Raw genomic sequence first — 25,092 nt, 5'->3', positions numbered from 1 at the left:
CCGCATTCCCGATCCGCTGTAGATGCACAGAACTGCCCGTGAACTACTGAACCAATAGACTTCGAAGCACCTGAACATCATCTTGAGGACGAATCATGAGCGAAGACATCTATGTATACGAAGCGATCGACGTCGAGCCGGCCATCACCGAAGCGGAGGTCGAGGCCAAGATCGCGGACGGAGAATACCGGAAGGTCACCTGGGCGGACGACGGGCGGATAGGTGACGGGTACTTCGTGAAGGTCGGCGAGAACGGAATGATCGGCATCGCGATGATTCCGGATCTCGACGCGAATGGCAGACCTTGCCATCGAGGCATCGCCGTACAGGCCGACCCGTTGGCGGAGGAGCACCGTGACACGGAGATCGAGGCCGAGCTGCGAAATATAGTGACCGACTTCGGGACCGCTCCCGACGGCACCGCTCGTCGCTTCGAACAGACCCTCTACGTTCAGAGGCCGGACGGGGAGTACAAGGTCTTCGTTCGCGATGGTGCCGTCGTTCGGGAGGACGCCGAAGCAGCGCGGCCCACGACGGCGGAGGCTCCGCTGCTCACCCTCGTGATCACCGATTACGAAGTGGATCTGCTGCGGCAGATGGTCACTCTCGATATCCACGACCACAAGGCGGGCGACGCCCCCGGCGACCCTCAAGATCCCGGATACAACCAGCGGCGTGTCGCTGACTGCGAGGCCCTGCTTGCAAAGCTCAACCGGCTCCGCGCCTGACCATGCTCGCATCAATGAAGGAGCGTCGGGAACTCGGCACGTTCGATCACGGTATCGGGGCCGGGCGAAGGACCGTCCTCCCGACGAGGAGGCGAACGCTCACCGCCGCTGCAACTCGGTGATGACGAATGTCCCTGTCTCCCGTACAGTGCTGCCGTCGGAGATACGCCGGAACGAAGTCTCCGGCATCCACTTTCAACCTGTTCCCGCTTTGGAGGGCGGTCCATTCATTCGAGCCGGGCGCACCGGTGGCGCGATGTCCCCGCCGCTCAGATACCAGCGAACCAAGTCGCGAACGATCTCGCCGCGCGATCGTCCAAGCGTCTCGGCGCACTCACCCAGACGCCTCCATTCATCGTCCGAGATCCGGCACGTCCGCGCAGGGGTCTTGGGCTGATTCGGCATGCCCATAGAGTACTGCCACGCCGGTTCGAGAATTCGTACGACGATGACTAACAACGCGCGTACGTCGTGTGGCACACATCGATCAACGGGCACGTGCATAAAAGGTGTATTACACCTGATGTAGGATGACGGCCATGATCACGAGACTGCTCCAGGCCGAGTTGTCGGCGCCGATCCGTATGATCGCCACCGACGGGCAATCGCGACGGGGGCGGTCACTGTGAGTGTTGAGTCGATACGGACAATTGATCTGTTCGCGGGCGCCGGAGGCCTGAGCCTCGGCTTCGATCTCGCAGGGGTCGGCTATGAGTCGATATTCGCCGTCGAGAACGATCAAGCCGCGGCACGCACCTTCAAACGGAACTTCGGTTGCGAGGTCAACGCCGGGACCATCGAACTGGTGACCCAGTACCCTGAAGCCGATGTGATCGTCGGTGGACCACCCTGTCAGGGGTTCTCTCCCCTCGGGCGCGACCGGGACGACGTGTCCCGAGCACAGCTGAACGAGCTGTGGCGCCATTACCTGACAGCCGTTCGCGAGGTCCGCCCGAAGGCGTTCGTAATCGAGAACGTTCCCGAGTTCCAACGTTCGGCGCAGTTCGCGAAACTGTTGGAGCTGATGGAAACGGACAAGGTCCTCCGCGATTACGGCTTCGCCTACGGGGCGCTGCACGCCGCCGACTACGGAGTTCCACAGAGCCGACGTCGCGGGATCTTCATCGCGGTTCGCGACGTGGAGTCCGTTCCGTGGCCGCCGCCGATCACGCACGGTCCGGATTCCCCTGACGGCACGCCGTACGCGACGGTTCGGGACGTCATCGCCGACCTGCCGCCTCAACCCGAGGCCGATGATGTGATCTGGGACGGCGAACGTCAGGACCTGCACATCAAGCGCAATCCCCGCCCGATGTCGTTGGAGCGGTACAAGGCCATCCCCGAGGGCGGCAATCGGTTCGATCTGGCTCGGAACCGTCCCGACCTGCTGCCGAATTGCTGGAGGAATAAACCGACCGGTACAACGGACGTGATGGGCCGCCTGTGGTGGGATCGTCCGTCGGTGACCATCCGGACCGAGTTCTACAAGCCTGAAAAAGGGCGGTATCTCCATCCTGAGGCCCACCGCCCCATCACGCACCGGGAGGCCGCCCGCCTTCAATCGTTCCCCGACGAATTCGTGTTCGAGGGGACCAAGATCGAGGTCGCACGGCAGATCGGGAACGCGGTGCCTCCGTTGTTGGGCAAGGCGATCGCCGAGCACGTCCATGCCGTGGCCTTCGCAAACGAGACAACGAAGGACTGAACCGTCCGTTAGGGCTTTGAGGAAACCCCATGCCAGAGCGACCGACGACGGCTTCGAGTCCGGGTGTCAGGCGAAGCATGCAGTCGAACAAGAGCCGGGATACCAAACCCGAGCTGCGGCTGCGTCGAGCCGCCCATGCCAAGGGTCTGCGCTACCGCGTCGCGATGCGGCCTTTGCCCAAGCTTCGGCGGACGGCCGACATGGTGTTCACCAGAGCCAAGGTCGCCGTCTTCCTCGACGGGTGCTTCTGGCACGGTTGCCCTGAACACCACACCGTGGCGAAGACCAACGCCGAATATTGGGCCGAGAAGGTCCGACGGAACGGTGAACGCGACCGCGAGACCGATGAGGCACTCGCCGCGGCCGGCTGGATCGCATTCCGGGTATGGGAGCACGAGCACCCCGAAGAGGTCGTCGAGCGGCTCGCGGCGTTGATCCTGGCGCGCCGACAAGATTCGAGCGAACTCGGTGGCCGACCGGCCGGAGATCCGTGAACCACCCGACTGACCCGGTTGTGCCATTGTTGGTTCGTGCAGAACACTCACTCGGACAACGCGCCCCAGCCGGAGAGACCGCAACCGGCGGAAGATGGTGAACTCGATGACGTCGCCGAATGGTTCCGGTCGCAGATCGACCTCGAAGATCGATTCGGCGCCGTCCTCCGTCGGTCGATCGACGAGGTGCTCGACGGCAGGCGGACCGGCCGCTATGACGTGATGAACGATCTCGAGAAGACCGAGAAGACCTACCTCGGAACCAAGGTGGAGATCCTGGTCAGGGCGGAGTTCGACATTCCGAAGGGCCTGCATGTACCGGGCAGGAAAAAGCCGATGGACTACGTCATCGCAGGCCACCAGGTCGACTCGAAGTTCTCCGTCTTTCCCTTCGGATGGAATTTTCCCACCGAGTCCTTCGGCCAGGTCTGCCTGCTGATCCACGCCAATGACCGTAAGCAGCGGTTTCACGTCGGATTGCTGCGAGCACACGAGGCTCTGATGGGCGCCGGATCGAACAAGGACAGCAAGAAGGCGCTCACCGCCGCGAACCGAAAATTCATCGAGTGGCTGGTACCTGAGGGAAGACTTCCCCCCAACCTCCTGCTCCACATGGACGATGAGGATCGTCGCATCATTCTCGAGTGCAACTCGGGACAGGCGAAGGTCACCGAGCTGTTCCGCCGGGTTCGAGGTGTGATCGTCAACCGTGACGCCGTCGAACCCATCGCGGTCCAGATCGACATGGCGAAGCGCATTCGTGACAGCCGCAAAGCCCTGGCGGGAGAGGGCATCGCCATCCTGGGCCATCAAGAGCAGCACCCGATCATCGCCAAGACGTTGGAACTGCCGGTTCCCAGGAAGGGCGAGTGGATCTCGGTTCGACTCGTCCCCGATGTCGGAGACGGACGGCCCTTCGTGATGCTCGCCGGGAAACGCCGCGTCGTCGCCCAGGAGGACGAAGAGCCAGTCTCTTGGGACAAGGCCTTGAAGTACTGACACCCGACGACGATCCATGGTCCGGGGGCCCTGCAACCGATCACTTCGAAACGGGCATCGATTCCCGCGCTTGAGCGGTGCCGATCCTGAGACCCGCCCTCGAATCCGCCGTCCGCGTTCGATACTTCAATGATGTATACCGCGATCCGGCCGGCGGCGAGCGCGAGGAGACGACCGCACACCTGGGCGGGATCACCGACGGGGAGGCCTGCGCGACCTACGCCGAGGTCTTCGGCGAAGCCCTCGGCGTAGTCGCCGCCGACGGTCATCACCGATGCTCCGAGCCGATGCTCGGGACCTCCAACGCACGCGCGAGCGCTTTTTTCGTGCTCAGAACCAGACGGTTGGTCGGCCGGGCCGAGGATAGTAGCTCGGGGTTGACGCAACGTCCATTTACAACCGTTCACAGGCGTTCACAACTGGTCACAGTGCAGGTCAGAGGCCGGTCACAAGCGGCGGTTCTCCTATGACTGGAAGCCAACGGCGCAGCCGCCACCGCCATGACCGCACGAGAGCACCACTCAGAAGCCCGCATCGAGATCCCCTTGAACGTCTGGCCCGGACCGGCCACTACGGCGGAGATCACCACCGAGACCGCTGCGCGTCTGGCCGCGCCGGGCCAGCGCATCACCATCGTCGACACCGGCATCGACCCGGTCGCACTCGCCGCAACGGGCCGAGCGGTCACCTGGATCGCGACCTCCCGCAGGGCGATCGATGCTGCCTCGGCTGCGCTCCGCTCGGTTTCGGACGCCGACCGTTCCCGGCTGATGCTGCTGCACGCTCCCCGCGCGGTGTTGGTCGAACTCCTCTCCCGCCATGAGGGGCGCTCGCGCCTGACCATCGCACCCGCGCATCTGGCCGCCAGGCCGGCGGAGTGGACGGCAACGATCGCCACCCTCCAGCCTCAAGGCCGCCTGGTCGTCATCGACGCGGCCGGACCGGCCGCTCTCCCGCCCTCGGCCACCGCGGGCCTGACATTCCAGGCGCACCTCGTCTGTGCCGCCACCGAGGTCTTTCAGAGAGCCGCCGCACACGCCGAAGCGCTCACCGGGGAGTTCGCCCTGCCGGTCGCGCTGACGCGGCTCCACCGCGACATCGCCCTGTTCTGCCGCGCCGAAGTCGCTGGGGGTGCCCGATGAGCGCGTCGCGCCGCCTCGCCTCGGTCTGGGCCACCGGCCAGCATGCCCAGCGAACTCAGCGGGCCGGGCGCTACTCCGCAGCCTCGACCGAGCACCCCGCGAAGATGCCGCCGGCACTGGCCGCCCATGCCATCGCTGCCTACTCCGGGCCCGGTGACCTCGTCGTCGATCCCATGTGCGGCATCGCCACCACCGTGGTCGAAGCGATGCACCTGGGCCGGGACGCCATCGGCGTCGACTGCGAGGCCCCCTGGATCGACATGGCCGTCGACAACATCGACCTCGCCACAGCCCAAGGTGCCGCCGGAACCGGGTCGGTGCTCTGCGGAGACGCCCGCGACCTGCCCGACCTGTTGCCGGTGAGCGCGGTCGGGAAGGTGGCGCTTATCGTCACGTCTCCGCCGTACGGGCTCTACGGACATGCCCGCGTGCGCACCTACACCGGCCCGGGACGCCTCGCCGCGACCGCCGAGCACCCCTTCGTCCACCGCCCGCACCCCGGCCAGCTCGCCGTCGGCGGCCCCGAGCGCTTCGCCACCGGCCTCGCCGAAGTCCTGACGGCCTGCCGGACCGTGCTCAAACCCGGCGGGTTCGCATGTCTCACCGGCCGGCCATACCGCGACTCCGGGGTTCTGATCGACCTGCCCGGACAGCTCGCCGCCACCGCCGCAGCGTGCGGATTCGACCTCTACGCCCGCCACATCGCACTCCTGGCGCCGTGGACCGAGGGAAGCCTGCGGCCCCGCCATTCGTTCTTCGGCCTCCACCACGCCCGCCGCCTCGCCCGCGCCGGGTTCCCCGCGCACCTGAACGTCTTCGAGGACGTCATCGTCGCCAGGAGGCCCCGATGAGACGGCCGCCATCCCGAACCCCTGCCACCCTCGGTCGATCACGAGCAGGCTGGTTGATCAGGCCCCGGACCGGGGATACGTTCGCGATAGCGAGCCTGTATGCGTCCCTTGCGGACGGACACGGGAGGTGGGGCCGGTGAAGCCCCGTCGCCGGATCATCGTCACCGGAGCACCCCGCCCCGACCTCGACGCCCGCGCACTCGCCAACCTGCTCATCGCACTCGACGAGCACCTGAACCGCCAACGCGACAACAGCACCACAGCAGCGAAGGAGGCCCCCAGTGAGCCAGACTCCACGACCCCGACCGGCGAATAGGCGAGGCAGAGCCGTCAAACAGCGGCGACAGCGCTCGATCCCCGCATTCGAGGGCGAACCCTGGGCCTACGGGTTCACCGCCTACGACTTCGACCCCGCCGCGCAGACCACCGCTTCCGGCGTGCCCGTGATCGGGTTCGCCCTCCTGTACCTTCGCGTCTCCACAAAAAGGCAGATGGAGACCGACACCGACCCGGACGGGAACTCCATCCAGACCCAGCGCGAGCACGGTCATGCGACGGCCGATCGCACCGGCTACATCCTCATCGGCGAATACGTCGAACCCGGCAACTCCGCCACCTCCATCGCCGCCCGGCCGGTCTTCCAAGCCCTCCTCGAACGCATCAAGACCCTCGGCGATGTCGATGCGGTGATCATCTACAAGCGCTCGCGCGCCTTCCGCGACGACGTCGACGCCGCACTCACCAAGCGAGACTTCAACGACCGGGGCGTCCGGCTCATCTCGGCCACCGACTACACCGACGAGACCCCCGAGGGCCAGTTCATGGCCGGGATTCTCGACCAGGTCAACACCTACTTCTCCAAAGCCAGCGGAGCCGACATCCGCACCAAGATGGAAGGCAAGGCCAAACGCGGCGGCACGCCGGGCAAAGCGAAACTCGGCTACCTCAACACCCGCAAGACCGTCGAAGGCCGCAAGATCAAGGTCATCGAGACCGACCCGGTGCGCGGCCCGCTCATCACCTTGATGTTCGAGCGCTACGCCACCGGCCAGTACAGCACGCATGCCCTGCGCGAGTTCATCGCCGACGCCGGACTGCGCACCCGGCCGACCGAGGCCTACCCGGCGGGCAGGCCCCTGTACCTCTCCGAGATCGGCCGCATCCTCACCGACCGCACCTACCTCGGCCTCGTCGTCTGGAAAGGCGAGGACTACCCCGGCGAACACGAACCGCTCGTCGAGCCCGAGATCTTCGACCGCGTCCAAGACATCCTCGCCAAACGCCGCGCCGGAACCAGAGAGCGCACCTGGGAGTGCTACCTCAAGGGCCTGCTGTGGTGCGGACGCTGCGGTCGCAGACTGGTCCTCGACCCCGCCCGCAGCCACACCGGCCGCAAATACTTCTACTTCCGCTGCGTCGGACTCCTTGAACGGGACCCCGCCCAGAAATGCGACTTGCCCCGCGCGCGACTGGACGACATCGAGCAGGCCGTCGAAGCCCACTACGCCACCCTCACCGTCACCGAAGACAAACGGTCCGAGATCGCCGAACTCCTCGAAGAGGTCTTCACCGACCACCACGCCACGGTCGAGCAGATCCGCAAGCACATCAAAGCCGAACTCCGACGGCTCGATGCCCTCGAAGACCAGCTCATCGAACTGCTGACCGATAGAGACTGGCCGGTCGAGAAACTCACCGCGAAACAACGCGCCATCCGAGGCGAGAGGACCGCGCTCAAGAACCGCCTGGCCGAGGCCGGGACCGCAGGACTCGACGCGGCCCGCGAACGCATCGAAGGCCTCGCCGACCTTTTCGTACGGCCTCGCGCGATCTACCGCAACGCACCGGATGACCTGCGCAAGACCATGAACTTCGTGTGCTTCGAGAAGCTTTACATCGACATCGAAGACGGCGAACCAGCCGTCGCAGGGGAAAACGTTGCTGAAACGGCCAAACCGCTGATCGGATGGTTGGAACAGGCCGGGGCAATGCCGGGCCGTTCACAAGCCGGCGGGCACAAAAACAACCCCGAGCCCCCTTCGGGGGCCCAGGGTTCGATTAGGACAGGTGTTGTGGTCGATACTGGGATCGAACCAGTGACCCCTCGCGTGTGAAGCGAGTGCTCTCCCGCTGAGCTAATCGACCGGGACGGGATAGAACTGTACCGGAGGTGTTGGTGGCGAGCTGCACTGGGTCCGAGGCCGTTTCGGCGGTCACAGTGGCGAGGGTGGTGATTGAGGTGTTTGAGGTTCAAGTGGCAGGATTTCGGTGTTATCTCCATCTTGACAAGGAGTTGTTCTGTCGATAACCTTCGATGCGTTAAATCGTTTCAATCCAGGTTCGCCGGTCGCGTGACCCCCGTACGCTCTGTTTGGCGCGCTCCGGCTGGCCTCGTACGAACGCAAGGAGCCCCCCTTAGATGAGTCCTCCCAATAAGCTCACCCGCGTTACGGCGGTGGCGCTCGCCGCCTCCGTGGCCGGTGCCGGCTTCGCCGTCGCCGCTCACGGACACGACAAGCCCGCTGGTGGCCAGGGCACCGGTATCCAGCTCGAAAACCTCGACCGGGGCCTCGTCGCGGCACGTACCGAGGACGGCGTCTTCCTCAGCTGGCGCCTGCTTGCTGATGAAGTGTCCGGTTATAACGATTCAGGTCTGACCGGCGCCGACTTCAACGTCTACCGGGACGGCGAACTCATCGCCTCGGTCTCGGACAGCACGAACTACCTCGACGCCGAGGGTGAGGACGCCGAGTACCAGGTCGTCGCCATGGTTGACGGGGAGGAGGTGGACTTCTCCGATACGGTGAGTCCCTGGTCGGAGTCGTACATCGACATCCCGATGGAGAAGCCCGCCGACGGCGTCACTCCGGCTGGAGAGGCCTACAGCTACCGGGCCAACGACATCAGCGTCGGGGACCTCACCGGCGACGGCCGATACGAGTACGTCGTCAAGTGGGACCCCACGAATTCGAAGGACGTCTCCCAGGTCGGCTACACCGGTCCGGTGTACCTCGACGCCTACACGCTCGAAGGCGAGCTGCTCTGGCGCATCGACCTCGGCGTCAACATCCGGGCCGGCGCGCACTACACCCAGTTCGACGTCTACGACTTCGACGGTGACGGCGTCTCCGAGATCATGATGAAGACAGCCCCCGGCACCAAGACCACCTCCTATGCGGCGGACGAGGAATCGTTCATCACGCTGCCCGAGGACGATGTCGACGCCGGTGTGACGCACGAGGACGACTACGTCTACAGCGCCGAGGACTACTACGACCACCTGGTCGGCGTGTTCCTGGGCTGGCACGAGCATCCCGAGGTCGTGAACGGCGACTGGCCCGCAACGATCGAGGCGGCGCTCGGCGCCGACGACGAGTTCGACTTCGAGTACCCGCTGTCCCAAGAGGATGCGGAGAGCCTCGCCGACCACTTCATCGACGTCTACGCGCCGTCGCGGTCGGGCCGGAATCAGCTCCGTGACTTCGAGGGCTTCGTCATCTCCGGTCCGGAGTACCTGACGGTCTTCGACGGCGCCACCGGCCTCGAAATGGACACCATCGACTATCCGGTCGAGCGCGGCGACGACGGCCTCCTGTGGGGCGACTACGCCATGTCGCGCATCGAGCCGGGCAACCGAGTCGACCGGTTCCTGTCGGCCGTCGCCTACCTCGACGGCGAGCACGCCTCGGCGATCTTCGCCCGCGGCTACTACACGCGAACCACCATCGCGGCCATCGACTGGGACGGCAAGGAGCTGAGCCTGCGCTGGCTCGCCGACTCCGGCCACGCCCCGCTGTCCAACCCGTTCAACGACGGGCCGCACGGCGTCGAAGGACCCGACCCCGAATGGGGCACCCTCACCACGCAGGGCAACCACTCGCTGGGGGCGGCCGACGTCGACGGCGACGGCAAACAGGAGATCATCTACGGCGCCGCGGCGCTTGACGACGACGGCTCGCTCCTGTACTCCTCCTACGCCTACGGCCCCGAGGGCTCGAACGTCGAAGGGGAGTACGTCAAGCTCGGACACGGCGACGCGCACCACCTGGGCGACTTGGACCCGAGCCGCGAAGGCCTGGAGATCTTCTCAGTCTTCGAGGGCGGCCCCTGGGCCCCCTACGGCTACGCGATGCGCGACGCCGCCACCGGCGAAGTCCTGTGGGGCGACTACTCCGGCCGCGACACGGGCCGCGGCATGGCCGGCGACATCGACCCCGAGATCGAGGGGCTCGAGGTCTGGGCCTCGCTGCCTCCCGGCCAGGACGGCAACCCCGAAGGCCTGTTCACAGCCTCCGGTGATCCGATCGAGGGCGCCACGCCGGGCACCAACATGAGCATCCGCTGGTCGGGAGACCTGACCACGCAGATCATCTCCGGCGCGGCCACCGATGTGCTCGAGACGCCTAAGATCAGCGACTGGCAGGACGGTGTGGTCCTGGAGGCCACCGGGACCCTGACCAACAACTGGACCAAGGGCAACCCGGGCCTGGTCGCCGACGTCTTCGGCGACTGGCGCGAGGAGATGCTGGTCCGCACCGAGGACTCCTCGGCCGTGCGGGTCTACCTCTCCACCGAGGTCACCGACCACAAGCTGTACACGCTCATGCACGACCCCCAGTACCGGGTCGGTGTTGCGACGCAGCAGACCACCTACAACCAGCCGCAGTACACGAGCTTCTACATGGCCTCGGACATGGACTTCGCGGACGTCGCCGTCCCCGACTTCCACGCCCCGGGCACACTGGACGAGCTCAAGGGCACGCTGAAGTCCTACAAGGGCGACCTCGCCCGCTGGGAGTACTTCGTGCTCCACGCCAAGCTCGCCACGGCCGAGTGGCACTTGGAGAAGGGCAAGGCCTCGCAGGCGATCAGGTTCCTGGAGGGTTTCGCCGCCATGGCCGATCGGGTCGACGGCGAGCCCGGACCGGTCCTCGCCCACCAGGCCCGGCAGTTGATCGAGCAGCTGCGGTGACGACATGAGGCGGGCGGGGTTCCCTCAGGGGGACCCCGCCTTCGCCGTGGAGGCCATTGTGCGCCGCCGCCACGAGACATAGGATGATACGAGGAATTCACCTTCATGTCTCGCGGACGTCCCATCGATGCGCTTGAGTGAAGGTGGCCCCATCTCCCGACAACAGCATTGGAGCACCTCTTCGTGTCCTCCCTCCGACGGAGAGCCCGGATAGCGACCGCTGCGGCAGGCGCAGCAGCGGTCGGCATCGCCGGGCTGACCTTCACCTCTCAGGCCCACGCCGATGAACCCGAGATCATCCACATCGGTGAGGTTCAAGGCTCGATCGGCGACGGCGAGACCGACTTCCGCTCGCCCCTGCACAACCAGACGGTCCTCGTCCAGGGCGTGGTCACCCAGGAGACGCTCGACCCGGACGGAGCCCGCGGCTTCTTCGTTCAGGAGCGCGCCGACGCCACCGACGGCGACCCGAACTCCTCCGACGGGATCTTCGTCTACAACGGATCCTTCGACAGCCTGCGCACCGCCTTCGACTCCCCGGCGGAGGAGGAGCTCGGCTCCCGCTGGGACGTGACCGTCGGCGACGAGGTCGTCCTGCGCGCCAGGGTCGGCACCTACTTCGGCAACGTCCAGTTCAGCGGCGGCTCGGCCTTCGTCTACGACGTGGTCGAGACCGGGCTCGACCCCCACGAGGTCGTCGAGTCCGTCGAGGTCGACCCGCCGAACGACGCCGACGAGTCGAAGGTCTACTTCCGCCGCCACCTGGGCATGCAGATGACCGTCCCGGCCGACTCGGTCGTCACCGCCGGACGCGACGTCTACTCCTCCGGCGGCGAGGTCTGGGCCATGCGCGGCGACGCCGTGGCCGCCGGGCAGGACGGCTACGCGGCCCGCGCCTTCCGCGACGCCCACCCGCTCGACACCGACCCCGCGACGTTCGACGACGGCAACGGCTACCTGTTCGTCATGGGCGACCTGGGCATCCGCGCCACCGAAGGCGAATTGGACACGGTCATCGCCCCGGCCAAGACCTTCGACGTCATCACCGAGGAAGCCACCGGCGGGGTCTACCTCTCGTTCGGCAAGTACGCCGTCGAGATCGCCGAGAACCTCGCTCTCGAAGGCGGACTGGAGCCGGCCGAGAACAACCCGGTCGAGGCCCCCGGCTGGAAGGAGGCGGCCATCGCCTCCTACAACATCGAGAACCTCTACGACTACCGGAACGACCCGAACTCGGGCTGCGACTTCGAGACCGACACCGGCTGCGTCGACGCCGACGACCCCGAGGGCGACGTCGATCCGCCGTTCAACTACGTCCCGGCCTCCCACGAGGAGTACCAGGAACGGATGGAGCGCGAGGCGGCCCAGATCATCGAGGACCTCCACAGCCCGACCATCATCATGACCCAGGAGGGCGAGTCCCAGGACGTCTGCTCGGTCAATCCCGAGTGGACCGCCGATGCCGACCTCGGCGCCGACCGCCTGGTCTGCGACCTGGAGAACTCAGGCGAGGCCAACGGGTTCGCCGACGGGCAGCCGGACTCGCTGCAGGAGCTCGGGCTGGTCATCGCCGAGAGCGGCGGCCCGCTCTACACCGCCGCGGGAGACCTCGACGCGTCCGACAGCCGCGGCATCATGACCGGTTTCCTGTACCAGGCAGACAAGGCCGAACTGGCGAAGGTCAAGTCGAAGGACGCGATCTTCGGCGCTGACCCGCAGGTCGACTACCCGACCGAGGCCGACGAGATCAACGCCGACGTCGAGAATCCGAAGGCGTTCAACGCGGCCCTGCCCGAGGACGTGCTCTCCCAGTGCACGAGCTCCGGTCCCCGAGCCTGCGACGGCGGGGACGTGTTCAGTCGCCCCGCGCAGGTGGCCGAGTTCGTCCTCAAGGGTGGTCACAGGCGGACCGAGATCTTCCTGGTGAACAACCACTTCTCGTCAGGTCCCGACCGGCGGGTGCTGCACCGCACCGAGCAGGCCGCCTACCTGGCCGCGATCAGCGATGCCATCCTCGACGAGAACCGTTGGGCCAAGGTGCTCGCCGGCGGCGACCTGAACGTCTTCCCTCGCCCGGACGACCCGTACGCCGAGGGGGAGACGATCACCGGTGACTGGACCGGTCCGTCGGACCAGCTCGCGGTGCTCTATGAGGACTCGGGCCTGTGGAACCTGTACGACCGGGCGCTGTGGCAGCACCCGGAGGCCGCCTACGGCTACACGTTCAACGGTCAGGCCCAGACCCTCGACCAGCTGTGGGCCTCGCCCGCGCTGCTTTGGAAGATCACCGACGCGACCAGCGCCCACATCAACTCCGACTACCCCGCCGACGCCTCCGCCTTCGGTGAGGAGCCGGAGTACGGCCGCTACGGAGTCTCCGACCACGATCCCGAGGTCGTGACGATCAGGCTCTGGTAGCGCTGTCGAATGCGCGAAGGGGGCGGGCCCGCAGGGCCCGCCCCCTTCTGTTCGCGTGACGACTGCTGGAATCTCCTGGCGCTCGCGCGAGGGACCTGGGCTGAGGCGTTGAGGCTGAGCGATCGCTATTCGAGCTGCGCCTTCGGGATTCGCACTTCGATAGTGGTGCCCTCGCCCTCAGTGCTCTCCAGGCGCAGTTCGCCGCCATGCCCGGCGACGATCGAGGTCACGATGGACAGTCCGAGGCCCGAGCCGCCTGTGGCGCGCGAGCGTGACGGGTCGGCCCGGTAGAACCGGTCGAAGATCCTCCGGCGGTGATCCTCGGGGATGCCGGGCCCATGGTCTGTGACCTTGAGGACCGCCCATGCGTCGTCGCTTTCGACGGAGACGTCGACGTGCGTGCCCGCCGGGGTGTGGACGCGGGCGTTGGACAGCAGGTTGACCAGGACCTGCCGCAGCTGGCCTTCGTTGGCGACCACAGTGATCGGCTCGTCGGCGCGCAGCGCGACCGAGTGGTCGGGGTCGGCCACCTCGGCGTCGTCGACCGCGTCCTGCGCGAGTTGGACGAGTTCCACGAGCTCGCGGTCGCCGCCGACCTCCTCGTCGAGGCGGGAGAGCACCATGAGGTCGTCGACGAGCTTGGCGAGCCGGGCGTTCTCCGAGCCGATGCGGTCCATGGCCCGGTCGAGCTTCTCGCCCTCGGCGGCTGCCCCGGACTGGTAGAGCTGCACGTAGCCGCCGATCGCGGTCAGCGGCGTGCGCAGCTCGTGTCCGGCGTCTGCGACGAACTGCCGCAGCCGCTCGTGTTGGCGGTCCCTTTCAGAGATCGCCTCGGTCAGTCGCGACACCATCCAGTTGAGCGCCGAGGAGAGCCGGCCCATCTCGGTGCGCTGGTCGGCGGGCGTGATTCGGTGGTCGAGCCGGCCGGAGGCCACGGTCTCGGCGTCGGCGACCATCCGGTCGACCGGACGCATGCCGCGGCGGGTGATGATCCACGCGACGGCGATGCCGAGGGCGCCTACGAACGCGCCGGTGACGATCACCGTGCGGTTCAGGGTCCCGATTGTCGCCTCCACGTCGTCGATCGGCGTGGCGATCACGATGTCGACGGGCCTGCCCTGGACGATGAACTCGTCGTGCGTGGTGACGGCGCGGTAGGTCGTGTCGCCGTCGACGCCTTCGACATTGAAGAAGCCGTCGTCGTCCGGCACCGTGGGCACGTCGGGCAGTGAATACGGGTCGCCGATATAGCCCGCGCGATGGACCAGGAAGAGCTCGCCGGACTCGTCGTAGATCAGCAGGGCGAAGTCCGAGTAGCCGAAGTCCTCGGTCTGATTGCCCTGGGGCGGCTCGGCCAGGTGCGAGACATACTCCTCGATCCGGTAGTCGACCTGGCCGAACAGGTGGTCGGACACCGTCTTGACCGTCACGAAGCCGATGATGCCCACCGCGACGATGAGCAGGACCGCCATCGCCGCCGCGATCTTGGTGCGGATCGCCACGGCCTACTCCTGCGGCGGGCGCAGCATGTAGCCGACGCCCCTGACGGTGTGGATGAGCCGCGGCCCGAGCTTGTCGATCTTGCGGCGCAGGTAGAACACGTACGTCTCGGCAAGACTCGACTCGGTGTCGAAGTCATAGCCCCACACCTGCTTCAGCAACTCCTGTTTGGATACTACGCGTCCGGCGTTCGCGGCCAGGTACCGCAGCAGGCGGAACTCGGTGGGGGACAGGTCGACCGTCTTGCCGCCCCGCGTCACCTGGTGTGCGGCGAGGTCGAGTGAGAGGTCGGCGACGGTCACGGTGTCGTCGGTGCGCGGATTGCCGGCATCGGTGCCGAGCGTGCGGCGCAGGACCGCCGAGACCCGCAGCGACAGCTCTTCGAGCCGGAACGGCTTCATCAAGTAGTCGTCGCCGCCGCTCCCGAAGCCCTCGCGCAGGTCGTCTGGTGCGGTGCGGGCGGTCAGGAAGATGATCGGGGTCTTGTCGCCGGTCGAGCGCAGGCGATCGGCGACGGCGAAGCCGTCGAGCCCGGGCATGTTGACGTCGAGGATGATCAGGTCCGGCCGCGAGGTGTCGACCGCGGCGAGCGCTTCGGCGCCCGAGGGGGCCGAGGCGACGTCGTAGCCCTGGAAGGAGAGGGCTTCGACCAGCAGGTCCGCCAAGCTCTCTTCATCGTCCACGACGAGGAGCCGCGCCGCAGACCCGTCCGACCGGAGCGGCACCTCGGGGGGTGTGGCTCCGGCGGGCCCACTTGTCGAAGACATCCACCGCTCCTTGTCGCTGACTCTGCCTGCATTCGGTTGCGAGCCCAGCCTATTTCAGGGCACCGGCTGCCGACAGGGGCCGCGCCTGTTTCCACACCACTTCCGCACCGGCTCACAGCTTTCGTTCAGCTGGTTTCCCGAATCGGGGTCGACCGGGGATCGTCGATCTCGCCACCAATGCTGATGCAGTGAGTTTCCAAGGCAAGGCCCTGGAACGCTACCGCAAGCGGATGGCGCGGGCGCGGGCCGGAGTTGCAGCCCAAGAGAAGCTCAAGCAACGGTCGCGCCGGGAGTCAGGGCCCCCGGTTCCAGCCGGAGGTCGCTTGACTCAAGCCCGTGTCGGGGTGGCGCTGTGGTCCGTCGACCTGTAAGTTACCCATTAGTAGGATTCGGTTTCAACCGACAGACCTGGAGGCAGAGCAATGGAGCCAGCCGTGAACAATCGTCCCCTCGCCGGGCGCGCCGCGTTCGTCACCGGCGCCAGCCGCGGCATCGGCAAGGCCATCGCCGTCGCGCTCGGCGCGGCCGGAGCCAAGGTGGCGGTGTTCGCCAAGACCGGCGAGCCGCACCCGAAACTCCCCGGCACCGTATACGAGACCGCTGCCGAGGTCGAGAAGGCCGGCGGGCAGGCCCTCCCGATCATCGGCGACCTGCGCGACGCCGAAGCCGTCACCGAGGCCGTCGACCGCGCCGCCTCCGAATTCGGCGGGCTCGACATCTGCGTCAACAACGCCTCCGCTCTCGACCTCACCCCCGTCGGCGAGATGAGCCTCAAGAGATTCGACCTCATCTCGCAGGTCAACCTGCGCGGTACCTTCGCCACCCTCTCGGCCGCTCTGCCGCACCTGCGCGAGTCCGACCACGCCCACCTGCTCACCATCGCCCCGCCGCTGGCGACCGACCCGAAGTGGTTCGACGGCGGCCCCTACACGGCCACCAAGTACGGCATGACGATCATGACCCTCGGCGCGGCCGGCACCGAGCCCGGCGTCGCCGCCAACTGCCTGTGGCCGGCCACCACGATCGCCACCGCCGCGGTCGAGTTCGCGCTCGGAGGCACGCCCATGATCGAGCGCAGCCGCAAGCCCGAGATCGTCGCCGACGCCGCCCTGGCGATCCTCCGGAAATCCCCGGACGCCTACACCGGCAACGCGGTGCTCGTCGAAGACGTCCTGGCGGCCGAGGGCGTCACCGACCTGTCCGGATACGCGGTCGTACCCGGACAGACCGAGTTCCAGCCCGACATCTACGTCGACCCCAGGTAGGCGCCGCGCGCGCGGCGACCTGAGGCGCACCACCAGGCCGCGCCGATGGTCGCCGACACCAGACCCGTCACGACACCGACGGTCGACAGGCCGACCAGGCTCAACGCGCCGCCGATCGCGGCCAGCGACAGGCGCCCGACGGCGCTGTAGGTGGCGTGGTGGACCGAGGCGATGCGGCCTCGCAGCTCGTCGGGGACCGTCGCCAGCAGAATCGTGTTGTCCAGGCCGATGATGCAGCCGCTCGCCAGGCGCATGAGCGCCAGGCACGCGAACGCCGCCGGCAGATTCGGGGCGAGGAACAGCGCTGCCCACGGGAGGCCTTGGACGACGTAGCCGACCGCCCACACCGGCAGATGAGCACGGGGTCGGAGGCGGCCCGCGAGCAACGTCCCGGCGATGATGGCGAGGCCGTCCGCGGCGAACATGATCCCGAGGACGACCGGACCGCCGCGCAGTCCGTCGGTGACCTGCGCGGCCAGCATTACGGTGTAGCCGCCGCCGATGAAACCCCAGGCGATGCCCGCCCAGATCACGGACCGGGCCAAAGGGAGGTCCCGGGCGGCGCGCAAACCTTCGCGCAGGTCTGACCACAGTGTCGACGTCCGCGCGGGAGCGGCGCGGCCTCCCGCGGGCCGGGGGATCAGCGCCAGCTGCCCGAATGCCAGCGCCGCCAGCAGCGAGGCCGCGGCCGCCGCGAGGGTCGGGCTCACCGATGACAGCAGTCCGCCACCGATCGCGCCGGCCAAGGTCATGACACCGCTGAGCGAGCCCAGGGAGGCGTTGGCCTTGGCGCGGTCCTCGACAGCGACGACGGAGTAGAGCCACCGCTGCCGCAGCGGCGTCCAGAACGCCGCCGTCATGCCCTGGAGCGCGTAGACGCCGGTCAGGGCCGGCAGCGAGGCGTAGGCGATCGCGATGGCCGCCGCGGCGAGGCACACCACCTGCCCGGCCGTTGAGGCGAGCGCGGTCCGGCGGACGTCGAAGCGGTCGGCCACCGCCCCGGCCACCGGCATGAGCAGCAGCATAGGGGCGGTCCCGCACAGGACCGTCACCGCCAGAGCGGAAGCCGAAGCGGCACCGAGCACGTGGACGGTGACGGCGATCTGGAGCATCCAGGCCGCCGCCACCGTTCCTGCGCTGACGCGCCACAGGCGCCGCGCGTCCCTCATGCGATGAGATGGACGTCGCCGAACTCGTGCCACAGGTAGCGCGCCTCGATGGCGGCGGCGTAGGACTCGCGCAGCAGCTCGGTGTCGAACAGTGCCTCCAGCATCGACAGGTGCGTCGAACGCGGCTCGTGGAAGCCGGTGAGTAGGCCGTCGACGACCACCGGCGGGTCGGCCGAGGAGACGATCCGGTCGGTGTGGCCCCAGGCCGCGGCGACGGCGCCGCCGTCCACGGCACTCTCCAAGGCGCGCACCGCCGTCGTGCCGACCGCGATGACCCTGCCGCCGGAGGCCTTGACGGAGTTCACCACACGCGCGGTGAACTCGCCGACCTCGAACCACTCGGGGTAGGGGTCCTCGTCGCTTTCGAGGGACGCCACCCCGGTGTGCAGTGTGATCGGGGCTATCGCCACCCCCGCCGACACCAGGCGCGTCACGAGCTCCGGCGTGAAGGGCCTTGCGGCGCTGGGCATCTCGGCCGATCCCGGGACGGTCGCGAACGCGGTCTGGTAGGCCGACAGCGGCCAGTCGCGGTCGATGTAGGAGTAGCGGATCGGCTTGCCGTGGCGCGCCAGGTATTCGGGGACGGAGTCCACCGGCGGCCGGGTCGCCCACAGCCGCCTGCCGAAACGCTCTTCCAGTTGGAGCTTGACGCCGCCGGGGAGGTGGACGACGCGGTCGGGGACCTCGCCCAGGTAGGGGCGCGGACCGTCGCGGAGCTCCACCAGCCAGGAGCCGTCAGGGCGGGTCGAGGAGAAGTGCATCCGCCACCCGTGCTTGGTCGGCACCGACGCCGGCAGCGTCGTGGAGTTGTTCACGACGAGCAGGTCGCCGGGGCGGATCAGCGCGGGGAGGTCGTCGAACCGGTGATGCGCTATGCGTCCGGCGGCCTTGTCGGTCACGAGCATCCGCACATCCGAGCGGGAGGATCCGCGCACCTCGGCGGGCTGGTTCGCCTCCAGGGCGGCGTCCAGCGCGAACGCGAAGGGGAAGGTCGACGTCGTGCTCATTCCTGGGCTCCTCGGGGTGGTTCGAAATACCGGGCCTCGATACGGCCGCCGGCCGGGCGGGATTCGATGATCGCGGCGATGAGCGCGGCGGCCTCCGACGGCGGGGGCGCCTGCGCCGACTCCTCCTCGCCGACCGCGTCCGCGAGCATCCGGGTGTGCATCTCGCCGGGGTCGATCGCCCAGACCCGCACGTCGGGTTCCTCCGCGGCGAGCACGTTCGAGAGCTGATCGAGCGCGGCCTTCGACGACCCGTAGGCGCCCCAGGTCTCATAGGGACCGGTGGCCGCGTCGGAGGTGATGTTCACGATCGCGCCGCCTTGTTCCCGCAACGACGGGAGGGCGAGCTGCGCCAGGTGGAGCGGGACGCGCACGTTCAGCTCGTACACCTCGGGCCAGACCTCCAGGTCCGCTTCGGCGAGCCGCCGCATCGGCAGCTCGCCGAGCGTGGAGGCGTTGTTGACGAGCAGGTCGACCCGGCCCTCGGCCAGAGCGATGAGTCGTTCGCGGTGGGCCCGATCCCAGGCCAGGTTCCCGGCGAGGTGCCTCGCGTCGAGCCGCTCGGCGACCTTCGCCAGGCGCTCTTCGCCGCGGGCGGTGAGGATCAGGTTCCAGCCGCGCCCGGCCAGCTGCTCGGCGAGCGCTTCGCCGAGTCCGGCCGAAGCGCCGGTGATGACGGCGGTGCGAGATTCGTTGGTGTTCATGGCTATGACGCTATGGCCGCGGGCGGCGTCGCACATCCGGCTGAAGTCGCGGTGGTCCCACTGCGGTGGTCTTAAGACCAGCGTCCGAGTGCGCGGGCGCCGGACTCGACTAGGTTTGAGGGCGTGACCGCTTCCCGTTCCGACTCCACGGCACTGCTGCACGAGTTGTCGGCCGCAGTCGGCGCGATCACCCGCCACCTGTCGGTCTCGCAGGTGCTGGAGGTGATCGTGTCCTCGGCGCGGCGCCTGGTCGGCGCCGACTACGCCGCCATCGGCATCCCCGACGAGGCCGGCGGCTTCGCCGAGTTCATCACCGACGGCATCAGCGAAGAGCAGCGCCTGGAGATCGGGCCGCTGCCCCGCCAGCACGGGATGCTCGCGGCGATCCTCACCGAGTCCGAGCCGATCCGCCTGCCGGACCTGCGCCGCGACCCGCGCTACCAGTGGTGGCCCAAGGCCCACCCCAAGATGGCGGCGCTGCTCGGCGTCCCCATCCGCGACGGTGAGCGGACGCTGGGAATCGTGGTGCTCACCAACGACCTCGGCAAGCCCGGTTTCAGCGAGGCCGACACCGAGCTGATCGAGCTCATCGCCTCGCACGCGGCCATCGCGCTCACCAACGCGCGCCTCTACGAGCGCAGCCGGGAGCTGACCGTCGTCGAGGAACGCAACCGGCTCGCCCGCGAACTCCACGACGCGGTCATGCAGCGCCTGTTCTCGCTGCGCCTGTCGACGAGGGCGGCCGCGAGACTGGTCGACACCGACCCGGCCGCCGCGTCCGAACGGCTCGACGAGGTCGAGACGCTCGCGGCCGACGCCATCGCCGAGCTGCGAGCGGTCATCGTCGAACTGCGCCCGGCCGACCTCGACGCCCACGGCCTAGTCGAGACGCTGCGCCGCCACGCAGCCCTGCTCGACAGGCTCCACGACACCGACGTGGTCTTCACCGTGAACGCACCGGTCGACCTGTCCCGCGAACAGGAGGTGGAAGTGCTCCGGCTCGTCCAAGAGGCCCTCGGGAACGCCTTCCGGCACGCCCGCGCCCGCCGCGTCGAGGTCACGGTCGACGCCGAGCGCATCAGCGTCGCTGACGACGGGGAGGGCTTCGACGCCGACGAAGCCGCCACACGCGGGCTCGGCCTGCTGTCGATGCGCGAGCGGGCCAAGGCCCTCGGCGGCTCGCTCGACGTCGCCACCGCATCGGGCGATGGCACCGTCGTCACCTTGGAGCTGAACCGTGACTGACCTGATCCGACTCCTGCTCGTCGACGACCACCCCGTGGTCAGGCAGGGGTTGCGCGCCTACCTCCAGCTCGAAGCGGATTTCGAGGTCGTCGGCGAGGCCGGGGACGGCGAGGAGGCGCTGGAGGCAATCGCCGCATCCGAACCGGACGTGGTGCTCCTCGACCTCAAGATGCCCGGAGTCGACGGCCAGAGTGTGCTGGAGCGCCTCGACGAGGGCGCGCCCCGGATCATCGTCCTGACATCGGCCACCGACGGCGAGCGAGTGCCCGCGGCGATCGAGGCGGGCGCGGCCGGATTCGTTTACAAGGACATTGATCCCGACGCGCTGGCGGCCGCCATCCGGACCGTCCACGCCGGACAGGCGCTCCTGGCGCCCGCGGCGATGCGAGGGCTCATGGCAGGTGGCTCGGGCGCCGCCGCGCCGTCGCTGACGCCGCGCGAGCGGCAGGTGCTGGGCCTGATCGCCAAGGGGCAGACGAACCGCCAGATCTCAAGGGCGCTGGGGGTCTCCGAGAAGACGGTGAAGACGCACGTGACGAACCTGCTCCGCCGCATCGACGCGGCCGACCGGACCCAGGCGGCCTTGTGGGCCGTCCGCCACGGCATCGGTTGAACCGTCTATTGAAGATTCACGAAGCGTGCTCGCTTATGGTCACCGCGTGCCCCTTTCGTGCAAGTCGCTGACGACCCTCGCCCCGCTCGCCGCAGTGATGCTGAGCGCGACCGCCTGCGCCGAGATCGAACCGCTCGAGACCACCGGAGTTTATGAGATCTTCACCGGCTCTAGTGAGAACCCTTGGTGCGGCCGGGAAGATGAGGCCTGGCTGGGGGACGCCGGTGCGGACCTGATGGGAGCGCACTTCGCGGTCACCATGCTGTGCCAATTCGCCGTCGACGAAGTCCCTGAGCACATGGCCGAGCAGACCGAGCGGCTGGCCGATCTGCCACTGCTCGTCGACGGCGCGGAGCTCTTGATCAATCAGCTCGCGCTCACCCCGACCCATCAGCCGGAAGACGGCGGCGGCCCGCTCGAAGTCTGGGTCGAGGCCGGAGACCGGCGGATCGATCTGAAAGCCCTGCCGCCGCGCGGCGGTTTCGTCGCGGTCAGCGTTCGAGCCGGTGAGGACGCTGTGCTGTGGGTCGAGGACGATGGTCGCGCCCAGGGACTCGACTTCCGCACCGGTGAGCAGGTCGACCCGGTCCTCGCCTACTACAACGAAGTCGAACTGGGCGCCTTCGAGCTCGACGGATACGAGTACGAAGACGTCCTCATGCGGAGTAGCGAGTCCATTTGGCATACGACCTGCACCAGCCCTTGGGGTGAGGTCACCCGGGGTGTCTGGAACGAGGATCGGGGCTGGGCGACCGAGGGCACTGTCTTCATCGTCGTCGCGTTCAGGTGGTGCGGTTCCGAGTCGTCCTTCGAGGGAAAGGCGAGTTGGCTGCTCGATCTGGAACGGGCCGTAAGGGTGTCGGATGGCGATTCGACCTATGCGCCGGTGGATTGGACCAAGCGCAACGCCACCGGCAATGCGGTGATGGAGAAGACCGTGTTCGAGGTCCCCGCTGAGGCGACAGGCGTCACCGTCGAATTCGTACCGGTAGGTGACATGCACGACAACCAGAGAGACGAGGGCCTGACACTGGTCGACTCCCTTGAAGTCACTGTATGGGAAGTGAACTTCTGACTCGGCTCTGCAGCAACAGTCGAGGCGTCTGGCGACGTGCCGGCCGCGGGGCGGCATAATACGGGTATGCCCTGGGCCGGGATCGTGCGCGTGTCCGTCATCGTCCTCATCGTCGTGGCGCTGGTGTTCCTCGCCGTCTGGTTCGGGCAGCGGTCACTCATCTACCACCCCGATGAGTCGACCCCGTCCGTCCCTCCCGACGCCGCCGCGGTCACGCTGCACACCGCCGACGGGCTGGACCTCACCGCCTGGGAGTTCGCTCCCGAACCATCCATCGACCGAGAAGCGGCCGTCCTGGTGGCACACGGGAACGCCGGGAACCGGGCCGGACGAGCGCCACTCGGCCGGGCGCTCGCCGCCGAAGGGTTCACCGTGCTGCTGCTCGAGTACCGCGGCTACGGCGGCAATCCCGGTTCACCGAGTGAGAACGGCCTGTACGACGACGCCCGCGCCGCCTGGGGCCACCTGCGGGAACGCTTCGCGGCCGACCGGATCGCCCTGTTCGGCGAGAGCATCGGCGCCGGCGTCGTCACTAGACTGTCCACTGAGGTCGACCCTGCCGCGCTCGTGCTGCGCTCGCCGTTCACGAGCCTGGCCGACGCCGGCAAGGAGCACTACCCACTACTCCCTGTCGACCTGATCCTGCGCGACCGCTTCCCCGTCGTCGAGGACCTCGCTTCCAACGGCGCACCGGTCACCGTCGTCTACAGCGACGCCGACGAGATCGTCCCGGCCGACCAGAGCAAGGCCGTCGCCGGGGCCGCCGAGGCGGCCGGAACCCCGGTGACCCTGGTCCACGTCGAGGCGACCGGCCACAACGATCCCGCTCTGGTCGCCGGCGACGAGGTCGTCGACGCCGTCGTGGAGACGGCCGACGGCCTCGGCCTCACCACCGGTCGTTGACCTGCCCGTCGAGGATCTCGGCCACCGCTTCGGGCCGGGTCATGATCGAGAGGTGATCGCCGTCGAGGCGGCGGACCGGCCAGCCCAGTCGGGACGCCTCGGCCTCCTCGTCGCGATAGCCGTCGCTGAGACGCACGTAGGCGCATCGCCGCGGCGGCCATGACTCCGGCGAAGGCGCGGTCTCCTCGAAATAGGCGAGCGGCGTCCGCGGCAGCTCCCCGATGAAGCGGCGGCGCTGTTCGGGATCGGGGAGGAGCCCTTCGATCACCTCGGGCGGAAACCAGTCGCTCCACCTCGGCAGACGGTCCCCGTCGACCAGGCCCTTCAGGTGCTCGCGCATCTCCGGAGGAACGGTCGCGAACCAGTTCCGGCCCGGGTGAGGCAGCAGCGCATCGACGAACACCGCACCCTCGACCTGCGGGACCGCCGCGGCGATCGCGGGCAGCAGCGCACCGGCGCCGCTGTGCGCCACCAGCGTCACAGGGCCGTCGGGCCCGGCTTCGGCGATCTGCCGACCGACCCGGCCTGCGATCGCCCGATGGTAGGGCGGGTCGGCGTCGAATGCCTCCACGAGCGTCGGCGCCACCACGCGCAGGCCGCGCCGGCGCAGCGAGGCGGCCACCGGCTCCCACGCGGCAGGGCCGGTCAGCGGGCTGTGCAGCAGAGCGATCAGCACCGGTTCACCTCTCGTGGCCGCCGGGGTCGATGCCCTGACGCTCGCCCGTTTCGAGGGCGTCGATGGCGTCGAGCTCCTCTTCGGTCAACGCGAAGTCGAACACTTGGAGGTTCTCGGCGATCCGCTCGGTGTGCGAGGACTTCGGGATGACCACGCACTCGCGCTGGAGGTGCCAGCGGATGACCACCTGCGCGGCGGTCTTCTCGTGGGCCGTGGCCGCGTCGACCACCGCCCGCTCGTGCAGCAGCGAGCCGGTGCGCTGGCCCAGCGGCCCCCACGACTCGGTGGCGATGCCCCTTTCGGCGTGCCAGGCCCGCAGGCGCGGCTGGTTGAAGTACGGGTGCAGTTCGACCTGGTTGACCGACGGCCACGCGCCGGTCTCGTCCTTGACCCGTTCAAGGTGCTCGGGCAGGAAGTTGGACACCCCGGCCGAGCGGATCAGGCCCTCCTCCTTCGCCTTGAGCAGCGCCTGGAACGTCTCGACGTACAGGTCCTGCTTCGGGGACGGCCAGTGGATCATGTACAGGTCGATGTAGTCGGTGCCGAGGTGTTCGAGGGACGCCTCCAGAGCCCGGCGGGCCGAGTCGTAGCCGTGGTGGTCGTTCCAGAGCTTGCTGGTAAGGAACACGTCGGCGCGGGGGAGTCCGGAGTTCGCGACGGCGGAGCCGACGCCGACCTCGTTGCCGTACATCTCGGCGGTGTCCACCAGCCGGTAACCCAGCTCCAGGGCCGTCTCGACGGTCTGCCGCGCCTTGTCGTCTCCGACCTTGTAGGTCCCGTATCCGATGCGGGGCATGGAAACGCCGTCGTTCAGTTCGATCGGTGCGTTGAATTCGGTCATGCCCGCGATCGTATCCATTCG

22 protein-coding genes and 1 tRNA gene are annotated in these 25,092 nt (G+C 67.9%); 13 read left to right on the top strand and 10 right to left on the bottom strand.

Annotated features, from left to right (window positions below):
• Positions 1 to 95 precede the first annotated feature (95 nt).
• On the top strand, positions 96 to 728 hold the full coding sequence (locus L0U85_RS03330) for a hypothetical protein (RefSeq protein WP_241376289.1): 633 nt from the start codon (positions 96 to 98) through the stop codon (positions 726 to 728).
• A gap of 514 nt (positions 729 to 1,242) precedes the next feature.
• On the opposite strand, the gene L0U85_RS03325 is transcribed toward L0U85_RS03330, so the two are convergent.
• A complete protein-coding gene (locus tag L0U85_RS03325; RefSeq protein WP_241376374.1) occupies positions 1,243 to 1,470 on the bottom strand; it encodes a hypothetical protein in 228 nt (75 codons plus the stop codon).
• On the opposite strand from L0U85_RS03325, the gene L0U85_RS03320 reads away from it, so the two are divergent.
• The 5 genes from L0U85_RS03320 to L0U85_RS03300 all read left to right on the top strand — a co-directional run bounded on the left by L0U85_RS03320 (position 1,369) and on the right by L0U85_RS03300 (position 5,919).
• The gene (locus L0U85_RS03320) at positions 1,369 to 2,433 is read left to right on the top strand and encodes a DNA cytosine methyltransferase (protein ID WP_241376371.1); all 1,065 of its coding nucleotides are present in this window, start codon (positions 1,369 to 1,371) and stop codon (positions 2,431 to 2,433) included. The genes L0U85_RS03325 and L0U85_RS03320 overlap by 102 nt on opposite strands.
• A 77-nt stretch (positions 2,434 to 2,510) precedes the next feature.
• The gene (locus tag L0U85_RS03315; protein ID WP_241376288.1) at positions 2,511 to 2,927 is read left to right on the top strand and encodes a very short patch repair endonuclease; all 417 of its coding nucleotides are present in this window, start codon (positions 2,511 to 2,513) and stop codon (positions 2,925 to 2,927) included.
• A gap of 36 nt (positions 2,928 to 2,963) precedes the next feature.
• Positions 2,964 to 3,926, top strand: coding sequence for a NaeI family type II restriction endonuclease (locus L0U85_RS03310; protein ID WP_347177341.1), 963 nt, complete (start codon positions 2,964 to 2,966; stop codon positions 3,924 to 3,926).
• 500 nt (positions 3,927 to 4,426) lie between these two features.
• The gene (locus L0U85_RS03305) at positions 4,427 to 5,068 is read left to right on the top strand and encodes a hypothetical protein (protein ID WP_241376284.1); all 642 of its coding nucleotides are present in this window, start codon (positions 4,427 to 4,429) and stop codon (positions 5,066 to 5,068) included.
• Positions 5,065 to 5,919, top strand: coding sequence for a DNA methyltransferase (locus L0U85_RS03300; RefSeq protein ID WP_241376283.1), 855 nt, complete (start codon positions 5,065 to 5,067; stop codon positions 5,917 to 5,919). Before L0U85_RS03305 ends, L0U85_RS03300 begins: the two co-directional genes overlap by 4 nt.
• A gap of 212 nt (positions 5,920 to 6,131) precedes the next feature.
• On the opposite strand, the gene L0U85_RS03295 is transcribed toward L0U85_RS03300, so the two are convergent.
• Both L0U85_RS03295 and L0U85_RS03290 read right to left on the bottom strand, forming a co-directional pair.
• Complete coding sequence (locus L0U85_RS03295; RefSeq protein ID WP_241376281.1) at positions 6,132 to 7,625, bottom strand: hypothetical protein; 1,494 nt, start codon at positions 7,623 to 7,625, stop codon at positions 6,132 to 6,134.
• 367 nt (positions 7,626 to 7,992) lie between these two features.
• Positions 7,993 to 8,064: transfer RNA gene (locus tag L0U85_RS03290), tRNA-Val, on the bottom strand.
• A gap of 274 nt (positions 8,065 to 8,338) precedes the next feature.
• On the opposite strand from L0U85_RS03290, the gene L0U85_RS03285 reads away from it, so the two are divergent.
• Complete coding sequence (locus L0U85_RS03285; protein WP_241376280.1) at positions 8,339 to 10,891, top strand: rhamnogalacturonan lyase; 2,553 nt, start codon at positions 8,339 to 8,341, stop codon at positions 10,889 to 10,891.
• Between the two features lie 183 nt (positions 10,892 to 11,074).
• Positions 11,075 to 13,309: a hypothetical protein gene (locus L0U85_RS03280; protein WP_241376279.1), complete on the top strand. Its 2,235-nt coding sequence runs from the start codon at positions 11,075 to 11,077 to the stop codon at positions 13,307 to 13,309.
• A 125-nt stretch (positions 13,310 to 13,434) separates the two neighbouring features.
• Here the strand turns inward: L0U85_RS03280 and L0U85_RS03275 are convergent, their stop codons facing one another.
• Both L0U85_RS03275 and L0U85_RS03270 read right to left on the bottom strand, forming a co-directional pair.
• The gene (locus tag L0U85_RS03275) at positions 13,435 to 14,811 is read right to left on the bottom strand and encodes an ATP-binding protein (RefSeq protein WP_241376278.1); all 1,377 of its coding nucleotides are present in this window, start codon (positions 14,809 to 14,811) and stop codon (positions 13,435 to 13,437) included.
• Positions 14,812 to 14,814: 3 nt separating this feature from the next.
• The gene (locus tag L0U85_RS03270; RefSeq protein WP_241376277.1) at positions 14,815 to 15,576 is read right to left on the bottom strand and encodes a response regulator transcription factor; all 762 of its coding nucleotides are present in this window, start codon (positions 15,574 to 15,576) and stop codon (positions 14,815 to 14,817) included.
• Positions 15,577 to 16,010: 434 nt separating this feature from the next.
• On the opposite strand from L0U85_RS03270, the gene L0U85_RS03265 reads away from it, so the two are divergent.
• The gene (locus L0U85_RS03265; protein WP_241376276.1) at positions 16,011 to 16,841 is read left to right on the top strand and encodes an SDR family oxidoreductase; all 831 of its coding nucleotides are present in this window, start codon (positions 16,011 to 16,013) and stop codon (positions 16,839 to 16,841) included.
• Here L0U85_RS03265 and L0U85_RS03260 read toward each other — a convergent pair.
• From L0U85_RS03260 to L0U85_RS03250, 3 genes are read right to left on the bottom strand one after another with little or no spacing between them, the layout of a single operon-like run.
• Positions 16,823 to 18,010, bottom strand: coding sequence for an MFS transporter (locus L0U85_RS03260; protein ID WP_241376275.1), 1,188 nt, complete (start codon positions 18,008 to 18,010; stop codon positions 16,823 to 16,825). The two genes, L0U85_RS03265 and L0U85_RS03260, sit on opposite strands and share 19 nt — an antisense overlap.
• Complete coding sequence (locus L0U85_RS03255) at positions 18,007 to 19,017, bottom strand: S-adenosylmethionine:tRNA ribosyltransferase-isomerase (RefSeq protein WP_241376274.1); 1,011 nt, start codon at positions 19,015 to 19,017, stop codon at positions 18,007 to 18,009. Before L0U85_RS03255 ends, L0U85_RS03260 begins: the two co-directional genes overlap by 4 nt.
• Positions 19,014 to 19,718: an SDR family oxidoreductase gene (locus L0U85_RS03250; protein WP_241376273.1), complete on the bottom strand. Its 705-nt coding sequence runs from the start codon at positions 19,716 to 19,718 to the stop codon at positions 19,014 to 19,016. The genes L0U85_RS03255 and L0U85_RS03250 overlap by 4 nt, the downstream gene beginning before the upstream one ends.
• Before the next feature lie 123 nt (positions 19,719 to 19,841).
• Between L0U85_RS03250 and L0U85_RS03245 the strand changes: the two genes are divergently transcribed.
• The 4 genes from L0U85_RS03245 to L0U85_RS03230 all read left to right on the top strand — a co-directional run bounded on the left by L0U85_RS03245 (position 19,842) and on the right by L0U85_RS03230 (position 23,554).
• The gene (locus L0U85_RS03245; RefSeq protein WP_241376272.1) at positions 19,842 to 20,963 is read left to right on the top strand and encodes a GAF domain-containing sensor histidine kinase; all 1,122 of its coding nucleotides are present in this window, start codon (positions 19,842 to 19,844) and stop codon (positions 20,961 to 20,963) included.
• Complete coding sequence (locus L0U85_RS03240; RefSeq protein ID WP_241376270.1) at positions 20,956 to 21,576, top strand: response regulator transcription factor; 621 nt, start codon at positions 20,956 to 20,958, stop codon at positions 21,574 to 21,576. The genes L0U85_RS03245 and L0U85_RS03240 overlap by 8 nt, the downstream gene beginning before the upstream one ends.
• A gap of 46 nt (positions 21,577 to 21,622) precedes the next feature.
• Positions 21,623 to 22,651, top strand: a complete 1,029-nt coding sequence (locus tag L0U85_RS03235; RefSeq protein ID WP_241376268.1) for a hypothetical protein — start codon at positions 21,623 to 21,625, stop codon at positions 22,649 to 22,651.
• 66 nt (positions 22,652 to 22,717) lie between these two features.
• Complete coding sequence (locus L0U85_RS03230; RefSeq protein WP_241376266.1) at positions 22,718 to 23,554, top strand: alpha/beta fold hydrolase; 837 nt, start codon at positions 22,718 to 22,720, stop codon at positions 23,552 to 23,554.
• Here the strand turns inward: L0U85_RS03230 and L0U85_RS03225 are convergent.
• Both L0U85_RS03225 and L0U85_RS03220 read right to left on the bottom strand, forming a co-directional pair.
• Complete coding sequence (locus L0U85_RS03225; RefSeq protein WP_241376264.1) at positions 23,538 to 24,230, bottom strand: alpha/beta fold hydrolase; 693 nt, start codon at positions 24,228 to 24,230, stop codon at positions 23,538 to 23,540. The genes L0U85_RS03230 and L0U85_RS03225 overlap by 17 nt on opposite strands.
• Positions 24,231 to 24,234: 4 nt before the next feature.
• Positions 24,235 to 25,071: an aldo/keto reductase gene (locus tag L0U85_RS03220; RefSeq protein WP_241376262.1), complete on the bottom strand. Its 837-nt coding sequence runs from the start codon at positions 25,069 to 25,071 to the stop codon at positions 24,235 to 24,237.
• Positions 25,072 to 25,092 lie beyond the last annotated feature (21 nt).

This window comes from Glycomyces sp. L485, assembly GCF_022548875.1.
In the GTDB taxonomy this organism is placed as follows: domain Bacteria; phylum Actinomycetota; class Actinomycetes; order Mycobacteriales; family Micromonosporaceae; genus Glycomyces.
The sequence above is the reverse complement of the archived record's forward strand: the minus strand, read 5'-3'. Positions and strand labels throughout refer to the sequence as shown.

Bases quoted from the DNA above. Each gene is read 5' to 3' on its own strand.
- L0U85_RS03330 (WP_241376289.1), top strand. From the start codon at position 96: ATGAGCGAAGACATCTATGTATACGAAGCGATCGACGTCGAGCCGGCC.
- L0U85_RS03315 (WP_241376288.1), top strand. From the start codon at position 2,511: ATGCAGTCGAACAAGAGCCGGGATACCAAACCCGAGCTGCGGCTGCGT.
- L0U85_RS03305 (WP_241376284.1), top strand. From the start codon at position 4,427: ATGACCGCACGAGAGCACCACTCAGAAGCCCGCATCGAGATCCCCTTG.
- L0U85_RS03300 (WP_241376283.1), top strand. From the start codon at position 5,065: ATGAGCGCGTCGCGCCGCCTCGCCTCGGTCTGGGCCACCGGCCAGCAT.
- L0U85_RS03285 (WP_241376280.1), top strand. From the start codon at position 8,339: ATGAGTCCTCCCAATAAGCTCACCCGCGTTACGGCGGTGGCGCTCGCC.
- L0U85_RS03270 (WP_241376277.1), bottom strand. From the start codon at position 15,576: ATGTCTTCGACAAGTGGGCCCGCCGGAGCCACACCCCCCGAGGTGCCG.
- L0U85_RS03260 (WP_241376275.1), bottom strand. From the start codon at position 18,010: ATGAGGGACGCGCGGCGCCTGTGGCGCGTCAGCGCAGGAACGGTGGCG.
- L0U85_RS03255 (WP_241376274.1), bottom strand. From the start codon at position 19,017: ATGAGCACGACGTCGACCTTCCCCTTCGCGTTCGCGCTGGACGCCGCC.
- L0U85_RS03250 (WP_241376273.1), bottom strand. From the start codon at position 19,718: ATGAACACCAACGAATCTCGCACCGCCGTCATCACCGGCGCTTCGGCC.
- L0U85_RS03230 (WP_241376266.1), top strand. From the start codon at position 22,718: ATGCCCTGGGCCGGGATCGTGCGCGTGTCCGTCATCGTCCTCATCGTC.
- L0U85_RS03220 (WP_241376262.1), bottom strand. From the start codon at position 25,071: ATGACCGAATTCAACGCACCGATCGAACTGAACGACGGCGTTTCCATG.